The sequence below is a fragment of the Caloramator mitchellensis genome (assembly GCF_001440545.1).
GTDB lineage: Bacteria > Bacillota > Clostridia > Clostridiales > Caloramatoraceae > Caloramator > Caloramator mitchellensis.
The window spans coordinates 173,930-189,218 of the sequence record NZ_LKHP01000001.1 but is presented as its reverse complement, the minus strand read 5'-3'; the positions used below and the strand labels follow the sequence as shown (position 1 = coordinate 189,218).

Sequence of the window (15,289 nt, the reverse complement as noted above, 5' to 3'; positions counted from 1 at the left end):
CACCTCTTACTTTTGAAGTAAAAATGAGGCAAATTCCTTCATAGCTTCTGCCACCATGTTCTTAACTTCTTCTTTTGAAACAGTCGTTTCTTCAGCCTTTCCTGGGTTCTTTTCAACTACAAAAGAAATACCGTCGAAAAGATTAGTCATTCTTGCAAGGAACAAGCTTCCTTTTCCTACTATCATAAATCTATTCATGCTGCCGTTCATTATTTTTTCAACACCAAATCCTATTATCGGAACTCCTGAAGGAACATGTCCTTGAGTTGGTGCATATCCAACATAGCCGCAATTCTTTGCAAATTCAGCCATCTTAGCCTTTTCTAATTGGCCCTTCATAACAGCAAGTGCTGCAATCATCTTATAGTTTGACGCTGGAACATCGCCTGCACCAGCAGTTTCAGTGGCATCTGGATTTTGCATCTCTGTTGAATATTTATCAATGTCAGTAAATTTCAATCCAAGCATTTCAAGTGGTTTAGCTACAATAGCTTCCATAACAGCTTGAGGTGTAGCCCCTGAGCCTATATTGTGCTTACCTATCGCATCAGTTCTAATAATAGGATGAACGCCATCATTTTCTGATACTAAAACTGCAAAACCACCAAGAACATCTTCAATTATTGGCATTCCCTTTTTAACATGGTCTTTTCCATTCATTCCAAGCTTAGCAGTAGCACCACCAGCTATAACTAAAACATTCTTAAATACTCCTGATTGCACCAAAGAAGCTGCATTTACAAGAGCATGAGTAGGACCTGCACAGAATCCTCTTATATCGCATCCAGTAGCGTTCTTTAGTCCTATAACTTCACCAATAGCCTTTGCGAAGTTACCGCCACCTCTTTGATTCATATCCCCGCACGCTTCTTCTGAACATTCAATTATATAGTCTATTTCATCTTTATTAACGCCTAATTTATCTATTAAATTTAATCCAGCAATTACAGCTGAGGCCTTAACTGCTAAATTCTCAGCAATAACATGTGATGAAAGATTTCTATCAAATTCATGTGCTCTTTTAACACAACCTACTAGACTTCCATTCATATAGAGGCCTTCTGCAACATGAGCATCCACAAGCTTTTCAATTTCAGCAATTTCAACACCGTCACCTAATTTTGGCGCATAATCCTTTAAAAGTTTATGAGCTTCAAATTTTGCTTTAACTGCACTTGTAAATCCCTTTTCAAGTTTAACAAGGTCAAATGCATCACATATTTTAATTAAGCCATAAAATTCATCCTGAGGCATTACTTCTCCAAATTTTCCAAATCTTGATGCGTTTTCTAACTTATGATTGAAGTAGGGCTTTGATAATTTGCCTAATTCTTCTGGCTCAAAGTTTCCTATAAAAGTTTGAGTTACTGGATATTCTACAACTTGTTCAAAACTTCTTAAATGCTCTGGAATTTTTTTTAGATATTCTGAATCTGGATTAATTTCTCTTTCAAGCGTTTGAGTTGTTCCGTTATGAATAATCATATCTGGAGTATGAACTAAAATATAACTTGCTCCTTTTAAAACTGGAAACATATTTACACCTCCGTATTATATTAAAGGGTCGGGGCTTAGGGTAAACCCCAAAAGTTCCCGACCCTTATTATTAGTCTTCGAAAACAGTTTGTTCATGAATTTCAGTTTGTAAAGCCTTTAATGCCTTTTCAACAAGCTTTCTTCTTAATGCCTTTTCGTCTTCATATGATAGTGAAGTATTTCCAAGTGGGTGTGGAATAGCTACAGTTGGAACTATTCTGTTAGCACCTACTGTCTTTGATATTGGAACTATTGTGCACATATGAACTACTGGAAGTCCTGCTCTTTCGATTTCCTTTACCATCGTTGCTCCGCAACGTGTGCAGGTTCCTCAAGTAGAAGTTAGAATTACAGCCTGAACTCCGTCAGCAATAAGTTGTCTTGCTATTTCCTGACCAAATTTAGCTGCACTCTTAACAGCGGTTCCATTACCAACTGTTGAATAGAAGTATCTGTGTAATGAACCAATCTTTCCTTCCTTTTCAAGGTCTCTTAACACATCAACTGGCAATACTCTGTCAGCGTCCTTATTTGCATAAACAGGGTCATATCCACCGTGAGCAGTTTCGTAAGTTTCCTGAGTTAAATCGTAAACTCCTTCAATGTCATACTTACCAAACTTGCTTGCACTTGAACTTTCAATTCTGTCTGGATTTCCCTTAGGAACTATTCCGCCTGAAGTAACTAAGGCAATCTTCGCCTTGCTGATGTCTGCAACAGGAGGATTTGGTGCTACTCTATCGAATAAAGGCATCTTGAATTCTGTTACAAATTCTTCTCCCTTTATCTTTTTTACGAGCATATCAACAGCTCTCTTTGAACCTCTAACATCAGCAAAATAATTCTTTCTAATACCTCTTTCAATATAACCTTCAACATCAGGAGTTCCAATTTCTTCGCCCTTAGCAAGCTTTAATGCTAGAGCAGCCATCTTTGGCACTGCCTCTCTCATTCCTGCAGCATTATCCTTTGTTGAAATGATATATAAGTCTTTCTTGTATAAATCTACACCCGGATTTTCAATATACATTCCAGTCAATACGGGAATTCCAAGCTCATCCTTAACTGTCTTAGCTATTGTAGCACAAGCAGTTCCATATCTTCCTGCATTAAATGCTGGACCAGCAATGAATAAATCTGGGTTGTATTTCTTAACCATGTCAAGAATTTGTTTTGTAGCTTCAGCGGTGTTCTCTGCAAAGTATGAGTCACCACATATTACAGTAGCAACAATCTCAGCTTCGCCTTTAAACGCAGCATTTAACGCCATACCAGGTCCTACAAAACCTTCTCTTACTTCTGGTGGAATGTTAGCCTTTTCTTCTCCCCCAATTTGGGCAAAGAACTGATTTATATAATGAACAACTTTAATCATTTAACCTTTCCTCCTCTCGGCGGCTAGATCAGTCTTTAAACTGACTATACTGCTCCCTTATGCTGCTTACTTCACTACTAATAGCATCAACATCAAGAACCATTTCCATCATACCGCATTGTTCATCGTAAACAGCTGCGTCGCATTCTTCCTTAATAACTGGTTCAAGAATATGATAAACCCTAAGACCTAATGACACCCCAGCGAGTGGTCCTGCATAAGTAGGGTCTCCAGCAGTTACAGTTTCTGCTGAAAGTCCTGCTGATTCAGCCTCTGCAGTTCCTAAAAGAACTACTATATTTTCTGCACCGTATTGTTCAGTAAAGTCTTTTACTCTTTGTTGGATCTCCAGATCCATAGCACCTGCAGCCGTTCAAACGAAGCATTCAGTTGAGCTGAATACAACTTCTGCACCTGCGCTCTTTGCACATTCTTCAATGGCTGGTCCTGGAATACCGTCTCTATCTCCTATAGCTATTACTTTTCTATCCTTTAAAATCATGAGAATTCCTCCTTCTTGAAAAGATTTTTCAGTTACATTAGAATGTCTTTGCTGTTAAATATCCAAATCCAACTTCTGAAGTTGCTCCTGTTATTACCTGGATTTCAGCTTCAATTGAACCATCTGGTCTTAATGAACCTGCAAATCCACCTGCTATTATATCAGCAGCTTCAGGATGTCCTATAACCTTCTTCATTGGTGGCAATACAACTACTTCATTTGCATTACCTGCTGTAACAACAGCATCACCCTTCGGAGTTGAATCTGCAAGAGATTGTGATGAACCATCTCTACCTGCATATTCATCAGTTACAAGAACAGTCTTTATTCCTTTTTCTTCAATCTTGTAGCAGTTCATAACAAGGTCAGCGTCTGGATTTCCAAACCCTTCTTCTGAAATGATAACTGCATCTGCTCCAAGGAACTCAACTAACTTCGCAGTATAGTTGGATGACCTTTCCTTATCTGCAAGATATACGTTTTCATTTGTAATCACGCAACCTAAGAAGTTATAATCCTTACCATGTCTTTCATATAAATCTTCAATTATAGGATGATTCATATGAACATATGTTGGGTTCTTGTCACAAGCAGAAACGCAGTTTCCACTTATAACAGCGCCATCAAAGACTTCTGTTGGATAGATGAATGTAGGAATAATCTTCTTTGCATCTACGCCATATACATATGTGTCATGTAAAAGTCCCTGGCTCTGAAGCATATAAACATATACTACCTTTGGTAGATTTGGGTATTGTGCAACCTGCTGAAGTAATGGTAATGTTTCATAAACTTTTACTTCATCTGGGTTTACGTTCTTTCCTGCTTTTCCTAAGTATGTAGCAGCCTTAAGTCCTACCATTCTTATTGCTTCTTCATGTTCGTGTTGTTGTAAGTTGTCGATTGGTTCGCAAATCATAACAACATTGTGCGTCTTTGAGAATGGAGTGTATTTTGCTCCCTCTCCACTCATGTCGATTATACCTTCTTGGAAGCCAACAATCTTACCAGTAGTAACTACAGCAGCACCCTTTAAAACATGGGTTCTACCTGAACCAACAGTGTCTACTTTTGAAATGAATCCTGGGAATATTCCACCCTTTCCTTCAACCTTTACTCTTGGTTCAATAACGTCTTTTACTGGGATAATTCTTACTTCTTCTCCTGGATGAACAAGATCAACATCGATTGATTTTAATCTTTCATCTCCACCAACTTCCTTAAGAAGTTCTTCCTTGTTGATGTAAAGAATGCCATTTTCTACTTTTGTTTCTGGACCAAATTGAACGTCGTTGATAAAAATTTTACCTAATTCGAGGCGCAAAGCCTTCACCTCCTTCAAGATTTAAAGAGCTGTTTATAATATTCTGAAAATTTATAGCAACCTGGCATTGCCAGGTTCTAAACTATTTATTTGTAAAATCTTTTAATCATTTCTTCGATATCATCTGCAGTAGCTATCTTATCTGGAGTTAAAACTTCTGCTTTTTCACCGTTTACATACATAATCATTGTTGGTAGTCCTAATACTTTTTGAGCAATTGCAAGTCTTCTGTTTTCACTTGTATTCAAGCTTACAAACTTTATCTTGTCTCCATACATTTCTTCAAATTTATGAACATCTGGCATAAGTTGCTTACACTTTTCGCACTTATCTCCCCAGAAATCAACAAATACTGGTTTTTCAGTATAATTTAAAACTTCAGCGTCAAAATTATCCTTATTTACCTCTAACATATTAACCCTCCTATTTGTTAAATTTTTCATTAATATATTCCTCTGCAGCAATTGCAGCAATAGCTCCATCTGCTGCTGCAGTGATAACCTGTCTTAACATTTTTACTCTAACATCACCAGCCGCAAATATACCTTCTACATTTGTTCTCATTTCATCATCTGTTGGGATGTATCCTTTTTCATCTAGTGCAATTTTACCCTCGAATACCTTTGTTATCGGGTCAAGTCCAACAAATACAAACACTCCGTTAACTGCAACTTCAGAGACCTCTCCTGTTTGTAAGTTTCTTACTACAAGTCCTTCAAGTATTTCATCACCTTTTGCTTCATCAACAACGCTGTTTAATATGAATTTTATTTTTGGGTGGTTCATTGCTTTTTCAACCAATGATTTAGCTGCTCTAAAGCTGTCCCTTCTATGTATAATAGTAACAGTTTCTGCAAATTTTGTTAAATACAAAGCTTCTGTTATAGCAGAGTCACCACCGCCTATAACCGCCACGTCCAAACCTTCAAAGAAGTCCGCATCACAAGTAGCGCAATATGAAACTCCTCTACCTCTTAATTCGTTTTCACCTTTAAATCCTGCAAGTCTTGGTGCTGCTCCGGTTGCTATTATTACAGCTTTCCCTTTATATTCAGCCTCTTTACATTTTACAACTTTAATATCTCCAGAAAAGTCAACATCAACTACTTCATCATAAACAAAACTTGTTCCAAACTCCTCAGCTTGATGTTTCATTCTTTCTGAAAGTGCTGGTCCAGTGCAGTTTTCAATTGAACCAGGATAGTTTTCTAATTCAGCAGTTGTAGCAGCCTGACCTCCAAACACTCCCTTTTCAATTACTAATACATCCAGCTTAGACCTTGAACCGTATAATCCTGCTGATAACCCTGCTGGGCCTCCACCGATAATAACGATATCATAAATTCTTTCTGACATTTTATCACTCCTTATCTATTTAATGCATTAAAAATTAAATCGTAGTCAATTATTCTAAAATCATCGTATACCGAATCTGGATAAGTTCTGTGAGGTTTGGATTTAATCAAACTTTGCGCAGTTTCAATGCTATTCTCAATAAATGAAAGCGATTCAAAATCCAAAGTTTCTAATGGATTCTTAGAAATTGCAACGCTCTTATATGGTGTTTGATTTGGTTTTATGCTTCCCATTAAAGGATGGGTTAACAATTTATGATTTCTATGTATGTAATCTCTAACCTTGTATAAAACATCTAAAAGTGAACCGTCTACCCATATAATATCGTGCTTATCTGACATCTTTTCCATAGTAATTACATTATTTGTTACTATTATTACCTTTTCCATAAAAATTTACACCTCAAATGTTGCTGATAATAAAAAAGAGAATGTAATGCCTGCCATTACATTCTCTGTGCGCTCAGAGCTCTGTCAACAAGTAGTTCTTTTGCCTGAGAGTATCATAAGGTTCGGCAAACCAAACTTACCCCTTCGGCGCCCTTCTGGGTCTCTCCTACTTGCATCATCCAGAAAAGATTGACTTTTCAATTATTATTATATTACATAATTTGAATTTTGGCTATTGTTTTTTTCTATAATATTAATAAAAATAAATAATTTTTTGCAATTTTTTGATGATTTTGCAAGAATAAAATATTATTTTGAAATGAAATACACCCCTATTACTCCTTCTCCCGAGTAGGTTGCAACAACAGTCCCAACTTTCGAAGTATATACCTTTTTGAATCCATATCTTTCTCTCAAAAATGAAGCAAAACTTTCAATTTCATCTTTGTATGCAATTGTTCCTACAGCAACTGGTTGCTCAACATCAATATTCTTTTCATCAACATATTCATATAGTCTTGCAATAGCTTTTTTTATTCCTCTTACCTTATCATAAACAAATAATTTACCTTCTTCCATGTGAATAATAGGCTTAATATTTAATAATTTGCCAAGTGCAGCCTGTGTTCCAGATAGTCTTCCACCTTTTCTTAAATATTCAAGGTTGTCCACTGCAAATGCAACTTTAACTTTATCTGCTAAATGGGTCAAATAGTTTACTATTTCATTGATTTCAATTCCTGATTTTATCAACTCTAATGCCTTAATAATTAATAGACCTGTCCCAAAACTTACAGATTTAGAATCAATAATATATATTCTGTCACTTCCTAACATATCCTTTGCAATATTTGCAGACTGGAAGGTGCCACTCAGTTGAGAAGACAAATGTATTGATAGAATAACGCTTTCTTCATCTTTTAAAATATCTTCATATGCATCGTAAAACTCCTTTGGATTTACCTGTGATGTTTTAGGCAAATCATCACCCTCATTTAAAAAAGTCAATAGCTGCTCCGTTGTTAAATCAACGCAATCCTTATAGGACTTATTATTGTAGGTAACTGTTAAAGGCATAACCTTAATATTATTCTCTTTAACAAATTCCAATGGTAAATCTGCAGTGCTATCTGTAACAATAACTATTTTTTTCATGTTTACCTCCTAAATCATTTCATGCTTGGAAAATTCATTTGCCTTAAGGCTTCATACATAACTATAGCTGCACTATTTGAAAGATTTAAAGACCTATCGGTTGTTTCAATCATTGGTATCCTTATCATATTATCCTTTAGTAATTCAACTATATATTGTGGAACTCCTGAAGATTCTTTTCCAAACATAATAAAATCTCCGATTTTAAACTTAGCCTGTGTATAAATCTTCTCCCCAAAAGTCTCTGTCAAAAATATTCTTTTATCTTTGTGTATTTCATAAAATTCTTCAAAACTATTATAATAATGAACATCAATTTTATGCCAATAGTCCATACCTGACCTTTTCAAATATTTATCATTTAATAAAAATCCTAAAGGCTTTATTAAATGTAGCGATGAATTTGTTAAGAAACATGTCCTTCCTATATTGCCGGTATTTTGAGGAATTTCAGGTTGGTATAATACTATATTCAGATTCAAATTAATCCCTCCGAAGTTATTTGAAAATTTTTGATAATAATTTATTCTTATATATTGTAACTGCCTTTTTAGGACATAATTCATGGCAGCAGTAACATCTTATGCATGATTTATAATCTACATGCGGCTTATTATTTATCATCTTAATAGCCTTAGGCGGGCAAGATTCATAACAATTTCTGCACCCTATGCATGTCTGAAAGTCAAAAACCGGCCTTGGGCTTAAATAATATGTTAAGAATTCTTCTAGCCTTTTAGGAACTCTGCCTCTAAAAAAGTTGACACTTCTTGTATCAGGTATTTTATATTGTTTTGCAAATTTTTCTAAATCTTCCCCAACTATTTGTATGTCTTCAATTTTTCCGGTGCATAAGTTTCTTTCGACGCTTCTTTGAATCGTTGGAACATCTTTTGATTTTAATCCCATCAAATATGCTCCTACAACGTCTAAATAATATGGATTGTCAGAAGCAAGCAACAACTCAGTTTTTATAGGAACGCCAGCTGTCGGCCCATCTCCTTCCATACCTACTATACCATCTATGATTGAAAAAGAAGGCTTTACAGTTTCACAAATATCGACGAGCAAATTTGAAAAATCTTTTATTTCTGGCATCTTGAAATGATATTCGGCCTTTAAAAAACCAGGAATCATTCCAAATAAAACCTTAACAGCGCCGGTATAAACTGCCATACCATGTGTCTTTAGTTTTGAAATCGTAATTATTTTGTCGCAGTCAAATGGAGGTTTAATCATGTTTAGTTTCTTTACTATGCAATTTTCTGGAGTATCAAAATCTTCAGAGCTACAATCAAAATTTAAAATTGCTCCAGCATTAATTGCAGCTTCTTCAATTCCACAAACCTTATACAATGATTTCAAAATCTTTTCATTATATGGACCGCCCGGGCTATCTCCAATAACTACTTCACATCCAAAATCAACAAGTTTTTTTGCAACTGCTTCAACTACCATTGGATGAGTTGTAGCCGCTTCTTCTGGATTTTTTTTCATTACTAAGTTTATTTTAAGAAATACTCTCTCGCCTTTGTTAACTATTTTATTAATTCCACCATATAGTTCAAACAACCTATCAACTGCTTTATATACTCTTTCTTTCTCATAATCCTCACATTTTGAAAGAATGACTCTTTCCATAAATTCACCTCAAATTACAATATGTATTCTTCAATAAATTTTGCAACTCCTTCGTTGTCATTAGAATCTATAATTAAATCCGCAACTGATTTTAATTCTTCAGTGGCATTAGCCATTGCAACCCCAAGACCTGCGTATTGAATCATAGAAATGTCATTTTCGTTATCTCCAATACAAACTACTTCTTCGAGATTGAAGCCATAGAAATCCGCAAGAACCTTAACAGCATTCCCTTTAGAAATATCCCTAGCCATGACCTCAAAATTATTATCAAAGGATGAAAAAACTGAAACTTCGAAGTTATCTTTAATTATCTGCTTTAACTTAAAAAGTTTCTCAACATCGTCAGACATAACTACAATCTTTAGTATATCATGCTTTTTAGCTATCTCTATCAGGTCATCTACTATTTTTATTTTTACCCTCTCTTCCTTAGGCATCTTCTCATTCCATAAAGTATAATTTTTAGAAGAATATATCAGCTTCTTTGAATAAATTGTTTCTGTTGTAAAAATGTGGGGGTAAAATCCAAATCCTTCTGCCTTAATTACTATTTTTTCGACATAATCCTTATCGAGTGCCTTTTCGTATATAACATTATTATTATCCTTTTCTCTTATGTATGCACCATTTGACGCAATAATAGGTGCTTTAGTTCCTATTAAATTTGCATAGTAAAGTGCGGAAGTAAAAATTCTTCCTGTGCACACGACAAGTTTAACTCCCTTTTCATCAGCTTTCTTAAGCGCTAATTTTGTTCTCTCAGTGATTTCTTTTTTGCTGTTTAAAAGGGTGCCATCCATATCCATTGCTATCATTTTGTATTTCATATTCTGCCTCCTTAGTCCAAGTATTCAACCTCAAACCTAGTTGTAAATCTATTGATAATGTTAATAAACTTATCAGCAAATGTTAACGAAAGCAAAACATTTCCCGCTGCATGCATAGTATCAAATGGAAAGCTTCCTATTATCCCTAAAATAATTGCATAAAAGCTAATTGGTTTTATAAATCCTACCACATACCACATATCCAAAATTATACCATAAATATAACCCCATAACCCACAAAAAAGTGCAAAAAAATATCTATTTAATTTGATTTTTTTCATCCATCCAAAAAATAAACCGCATAATCCCCATCCAAGCATTTGCCACAACGTCCAAGGTCCGTGTCCTAGAAAAAAATTTGATATAAATGCAGCGATTGAGCCTACTATAAATCCTTCAGTTGGTCCTAGAGTATATCCAGAAACAGAAATAATAAAGGTGGTTGGTTGAAGACCTGGTATAATAGCAAATGGTATTCTTAACATTCCACCCAATGTAGCTAAAGTTGAAATAATGGCCATTTTTCTAACATTTGTTTGTTTTAACTCAAATAGCAGCAAGAAAAATATAATTATAAACACAGCAGAAAATGTAATTAGTTTGTCTATTCCCACCCTATAATTAGTTAAAAGAACAGTTATAATTATAAACATAAAAATTAATAAAATTGGAATCTTTCTAAACATAATATCACCATCTAACATTCTTTAATAATTCTATTGCATGATTTGAGTTTGTAATTCTGCATTTTTTTCTAAAAAGTTTGGTAACTATAGGAGAATAATAAATAGATTCTGTTAAAACATCAAGGGTATCCCCCTTGGCAACTATCTCACCTTCAAACATTAAAATAGTTGTATCACAATAATCACCAACAAAATCACTGTCGTGCGTTATAACTATAACTGTATTGCCTTTATTAGCATAGTTTCTAACAAATTCACCAATTCTCTTCTTTTGAACTATGTCAATTCCCCTCGTGGGTTCATCAAATATCAATATTTCAGGTTCGAGAATTGCAACGCAAGCTATAGCTAACCTCTGTTTTTGTCCTCCGCTTAAATCTCTTGGATTTTTGTCTTTTATTTCGGTTAAATTGAACTCTTCCAAAATTTTATTTACTTTTTCAGCGTTATATTCCCCAATGTTTTTCAAAGAATATGCCACTTCTTCGAACACTGTATCTCTTCCGAAATATAAATTTGGATTTTGAGCAAGATATCCTATCATTTTTAATTTTTTATTCGTTTCTATTTTCTTCAAATCCACACCTTTTATAAATACATTTCCCTTATAATTGTCTATGAGTCCAGAAATAATCTTAAAAAGTGTTGTTTTGCCAGCACCATTCTGACCCATTACGGCAACTACTTCACCAGAGTTTAAATTAAAGCTAATATCCTTTAATGTTCTAATGCCGCAAGAAAATTCAAAGTTAAGATTTTCAACTGATAGAACTATTTTATCACATTTGTCTTTAGTATAAGTATAATTAAATTCATAATTTCTTATCAATCTATTAGCTTCCTTTAATGATATTGGAAATTCTTTATATCCTGCTAATCTAAAATATTGTGAAATCTTGGGCAGTAAAAATATGTCGCTATTATATTCAAAAATATTGTCCTTTCTAAAATCCTTAATTATTTTACCTTCATTTACAAACAATATCCTATCGGCAAATTCAATAAATCTATCAATATTCTGTTCTACTACAAGTATAGTTTTTCCTAAATCTTTGTTAAGTTTGATTATAGAATTCGATACCTCTTCTGCGGAAATTGGGTCAAGTTGAGAAGTTGGTTCATCAAATAAAATAATTTCGGGATTCATAGCAATGACGGAGGCAATTTCTACTTTTTGCTTTTCACCCCCAGAAATATTCTGCGTATTTTTATTTCGAATATCATTAAGTCCAAATAATGCACATGCTTCGGAAATATTTCTCAAAATATCCTTCTGGTCGTATCCTAAGTTCTCCAACCCAAATGCCAACTCTCTTTCAACACTGTTGAAAATAATTTGTTTTTCTGGGTCCTGAAATACAAAGCCAACTTTACTAATAACTTCTCTATTTGAATATTCTCTCAAATTTTTATTATAAATTGATACACTGCCCTTTATCTTTCCTCCATAAAAATTAGGGACTATGCCATTAATAGCCCTTAAAAGTGTGGATTTTCCGCCTCCCGATGGTCCAACTATTAAAATAAACTCCCCTTCTTCTATTGTTAAGTTTATGTTTTCTATGGCTGATTTTGTTGTATTAGGATAATAATATGTAAAATCAGTAAATTTTATTGCTTCCATGTTTCCACCACCATATCATCATAGAATAAACAAAGAATATTATTGAAATAAATAATCCAAATGCACTTATGTTTTCAACAGGATTAATAACCACAGGGTAAAATTTAAAATCATTGAACCCCATCATAACAAATAAGAATAATATTAGATTTATTGATGCTGAAATAGCTATAATGCAAAAATCATAACGATAAAATACTTTGCTATGATAAACAGTTCTGTTTTTACTACCATAGCACTTTGAATACATAGATTCTGCTATTTCAACTGATTCTTCAAGAGAAGTTAAAAACAATATATTTATAACCTGACTATATCCTTTAAACATATTATAAAAATTTCCTTTAAAATTATTGCCCCTTAGAATCTCAATCTCCTTAATTTGATTGAACAAATTAGTAAGCCTTGGTATTAATCTAAACATCATGCTCATTAAAAGTGCTGAGTTACCTATATAATTCGAAAAATAACTAAACGCATCATCCTGTTCAATTATATGATTTGCAAACGCAAAAACAATAACAGAAGCAATCAATCTTACAGCCATAAAAAAACCGTAAAATAAAGATTCAAGAGTAAATGTCCTATCAAAAATAATAAAAAGTATGGTTTCGCCGTTAGGATTTAATATAAAATTAAATAAAACAACAATTATTCCAAAAAGAATCGAAAATTTTAGTGTAGAGTAAATTTTATAAAAAACATTATTAACTCTTGCTAACAAAAAAATAGATAATATTATTATAGATAAATAAATTATATTATTAACAGTCAAAAGAACTATCAAATATGTAATTATTATAATTATTGATGATAATGGATGTATTTTTTTAAGAAAAATATCGCTATTAATTTCGGTCATAAATTCACCCACTTTATGTTAGAAATGTAAAACAATTAATATTATTAAACCTCATGAATATTCCAATGGCTATTTAAATAACCTATTGAAATATTATCATGAGGCTTGTTAAAAGTAAAATATTAATTTAAAGTTAATTAATTATTTTATTTCGATAAAAGTTTTCTTACTTCTTATGTATTCAGGTTTTCCGTCTTTTATTTTTTCAGCATAAACTTCGAACTTGCCTGCTTCATCTAATTTAACAAGCGCAATACCTTGTTCATTTGTAATGTAGGTATTTTTTCCTACATAAACGGTAGCGCCTGAAACGACATCCGAAAATGCTGTAACTTTAATTTCAACTGTATCACCTTTATTAATCTCATCAGGTATAGTAATTTGCAAAGGCTTAATGTCCCACTTATTATCCGTAACATAGTATAGTAATATTTCATCGTTTTGATGTATTTCAAATGAACTTAATCCAACTTCAAGCGATTTATTATTTACCCAAGTGCCCCACCACTTACCGTTTGAATAATCAGGTTTAAAATCTCCCACACTGTCTATAAATGGTCCCAAATCATAGTATATAACTTCAAATGGTATATTATTTTCTATTAGAACCTTTGCAACAGCTGCATAAGCCGACTTAACTTCAGTAGTGATTGACTTTCCTGTAAAATCATACACCGTTTTATTTCCAGCTTTCACAGTATACGTTCCAATTGTTTTTTCAGGGGTTTCTATTCTTACTGTTACATCGTAGCTTTTTTCTACTAATTCAAAAACACCCAGAACAACTTTTATAATATTGTTGTTGTTTTTTACAAAAACCTTGTAATTCAAGCTATTTAATTCTAAATTCTTATAAAATTTAAAATATCCATTATTTGGTTTCAAAGTATAAGCGTTCTTATCACCATTTATGATAAGAGTTGCTTCATCGGCACCATCTGCTCGTATTATTAGTTCTACATTCTTTAAATCTTTATTATATACTGAATATAAAACTGCGTTTGTATTTTCGTTCTTAGTAACTGCTTTGAAAAATTTCCCTTTGGTAAATCTTATATTTTTATACATGTTTTTATTGTAATTAAAACTAATCAAAGCTCTTAATACCTGATTTGTAGCAATGCTGTCTACATTGCTGCTCTTTAAATGTTTAAATCCGCCAGTTCTATCTTTATATAAATAAAGTTCTTCTAGTATATTTCTTTTTCCAATATAATATCTAGACAAATCGTCACCAGCAGAAACTGCTGCCTGAACAACCCAAGCCAATGTTTCAGCAGTTTGACTTTCCTTTGAAAGATACTTTATTTTAGATTTTAAGAAATTTAAAGCCTTTGCTACTGATACAGATGATTTTGTTCTTCCTGCCATTGTCAGTGCAGTAACAGCCATTGCAGTAGTATCAATATCGCTATTTTTATTTCCTAGAATCCATGAATATCCACCGTCTTTATTTTGGTTGTTTTCTAAAAATTTTACTGCCATTTCTTTGTTATAGTTTTCCTTAACTGTTTCAAGAGCTATAATACTCCATATGTGGGAATTCAAATATAACTCTTTTGTATCGTCTATCTTATCCTTAAATTTTCCATTTTCCAATTGAGAGTTTTTTAGAATTTCAATTAAATTAACCCCATTGAAATTTGAAGGGTCATAACCTGAGGCTGCAATTGTCAAAATGTGCTTTGCATAGCTTGTTGTCCAATTATATGATAATTCTTTTAATATATCGTTTTGCTTATTTTCTAAATATGTTTTTCCTTTTATTCTTAAATTGCTGCTATTTAAGTTGTAACCTGCCATTGCAAGAGCCACTGCATCCCAGTCGCTTAATCCATTTGTTTTTGATTTATTAATAATGTAATTTATCGCTCCTGAATAACTTTGTTTCATTTTTGATTTTGTAGTATTACTTAAAGCTGCTAAAACAGATGAACTAAATGTCAAAAATAATATTATTGTTAAAATACCTGCAATTAAATTTTTCTTTAAAATTTTCATACTAGCCC

15 protein-coding genes and 1 riboswitch are annotated in these 15,289 nt (G+C 33.1%); all 15 genes read right to left on the bottom strand.

Going from position 1 to position 15,289, the window contains the following annotated elements; translation table 11 throughout:
* Positions 1 to 6 precede the first annotated feature (6 nt).
* The 15 genes from grdC to ABG79_RS00875 all read right to left on the bottom strand — a co-directional run bounded on the left by grdC (position 7) and on the right by ABG79_RS00875 (position 15,281).
* On the bottom strand, positions 7 to 1,536 hold the full coding sequence (gene grdC, locus ABG79_RS00955) for a glycine/sarcosine/betaine reductase complex component C subunit beta (RefSeq protein WP_057976164.1): 1,530 nt from the start codon (positions 1,534 to 1,536) through the stop codon (positions 7 to 9).
* 70 nt (positions 1,537 to 1,606) lie between these two features.
* Positions 1,607 to 2,911, bottom strand: a complete 1,305-nt coding sequence (gene grdB / locus ABG79_RS00945; protein WP_083490264.1) for a glycine reductase complex selenoprotein B — start codon at positions 2,909 to 2,911, stop codon at positions 1,607 to 1,609.
* A gap of 28 nt (positions 2,912 to 2,939) precedes the next feature.
* On the bottom strand, positions 2,940 to 3,413 hold the full coding sequence (gene grdA, locus ABG79_RS00940; protein WP_083490263.1) for a glycine/sarcosine/betaine reductase complex selenoprotein A: 474 nt from the start codon (positions 3,411 to 3,413) through the stop codon (positions 2,940 to 2,942).
* Positions 3,414 to 3,450: 37 nt separating this feature from the next.
* Positions 3,451 to 4,737, bottom strand: coding sequence for a glycine/sarcosine/betaine reductase component B subunit (locus tag ABG79_RS00930; protein WP_057976153.1), 1,287 nt, complete (start codon positions 4,735 to 4,737; stop codon positions 3,451 to 3,453).
* Positions 4,738 to 4,823: 86 nt separating this feature from the next.
* The gene (gene trxA / locus ABG79_RS00925; protein WP_057976465.1) at positions 4,824 to 5,150 is read right to left on the bottom strand and encodes a thioredoxin TrxA; all 327 of its coding nucleotides are present in this window, start codon (positions 5,148 to 5,150) and stop codon (positions 4,824 to 4,826) included.
* Positions 5,151 to 5,160: 10 nt separating this feature from the next.
* Positions 5,161 to 6,093: a thioredoxin-disulfide reductase gene (gene trxB / locus ABG79_RS00920; RefSeq protein ID WP_057976151.1), complete on the bottom strand. Its 933-nt coding sequence runs from the start codon at positions 6,091 to 6,093 to the stop codon at positions 5,161 to 5,163.
* An 11-nt stretch (positions 6,094 to 6,104) separates the two neighbouring features.
* Positions 6,105 to 6,482: a GrdX family protein gene (locus ABG79_RS00915; RefSeq protein ID WP_057976149.1), complete on the bottom strand. Its 378-nt coding sequence runs from the start codon at positions 6,480 to 6,482 to the stop codon at positions 6,105 to 6,107.
* An 82-nt stretch (positions 6,483 to 6,564) separates the two neighbouring features.
* Positions 6,565 to 6,661: riboswitch (glycine riboswitch) on the bottom strand.
* A 130-nt stretch (positions 6,662 to 6,791) separates the two neighbouring features.
* Positions 6,792 to 7,637 (bottom strand): DegV family protein, encoded by an 846-nt coding sequence (locus tag ABG79_RS00910; protein ID WP_057976147.1) that lies wholly within the window; start codon positions 7,635 to 7,637, stop codon positions 6,792 to 6,794.
* Positions 7,638 to 7,651: 14 nt separating this feature from the next.
* Entirely contained in the window at positions 7,652 to 8,119 is a 468-nt protein-coding gene (gene trmL / locus ABG79_RS00905; protein ID WP_057976463.1) for a tRNA (uridine(34)/cytosine(34)/5-carboxymethylaminomethyluridine(34)-2'-O)-methyltransferase TrmL, read from the bottom strand.
* A 16-nt stretch (positions 8,120 to 8,135) separates the two neighbouring features.
* Positions 8,136 to 9,278, bottom strand: a complete 1,143-nt coding sequence (locus ABG79_RS00900) for a DUF362 domain-containing protein (RefSeq protein WP_057976145.1) — start codon at positions 9,276 to 9,278, stop codon at positions 8,136 to 8,138.
* A 14-nt stretch (positions 9,279 to 9,292) separates the two neighbouring features.
* Positions 9,293 to 10,108 (bottom strand): Cof-type HAD-IIB family hydrolase, encoded by an 816-nt coding sequence (locus ABG79_RS00895; protein ID WP_057976144.1) that lies wholly within the window; start codon positions 10,106 to 10,108, stop codon positions 9,293 to 9,295.
* 11 nt (positions 10,109 to 10,119) lie between these two features.
* Positions 10,120 to 10,794, bottom strand: coding sequence for an ECF transporter S component (locus tag ABG79_RS00890; RefSeq protein WP_057976142.1), 675 nt, complete (start codon positions 10,792 to 10,794; stop codon positions 10,120 to 10,122).
* Positions 10,795 to 10,798: 4 nt separating this feature from the next.
* A complete protein-coding gene (locus ABG79_RS00885; RefSeq protein ID WP_083490262.1) occupies positions 10,799 to 12,418 on the bottom strand; it encodes an ABC transporter ATP-binding protein in 1,620 nt (539 codons plus the stop codon).
* Positions 12,396 to 13,280, bottom strand: a complete 885-nt coding sequence (locus tag ABG79_RS00880; RefSeq protein WP_057976140.1) for an energy-coupling factor transporter transmembrane component T — start codon at positions 13,278 to 13,280, stop codon at positions 12,396 to 12,398. Before ABG79_RS00880 ends, ABG79_RS00885 begins: the two co-directional genes overlap by 23 nt.
* A gap of 141 nt (positions 13,281 to 13,421) precedes the next feature.
* Positions 13,422 to 15,281, bottom strand: coding sequence for a prenyltransferase/squalene oxidase repeat-containing protein (locus ABG79_RS00875; RefSeq protein WP_057976138.1), 1,860 nt, complete (start codon positions 15,279 to 15,281; stop codon positions 13,422 to 13,424).
* Positions 15,282 to 15,289 lie beyond the last annotated feature (8 nt).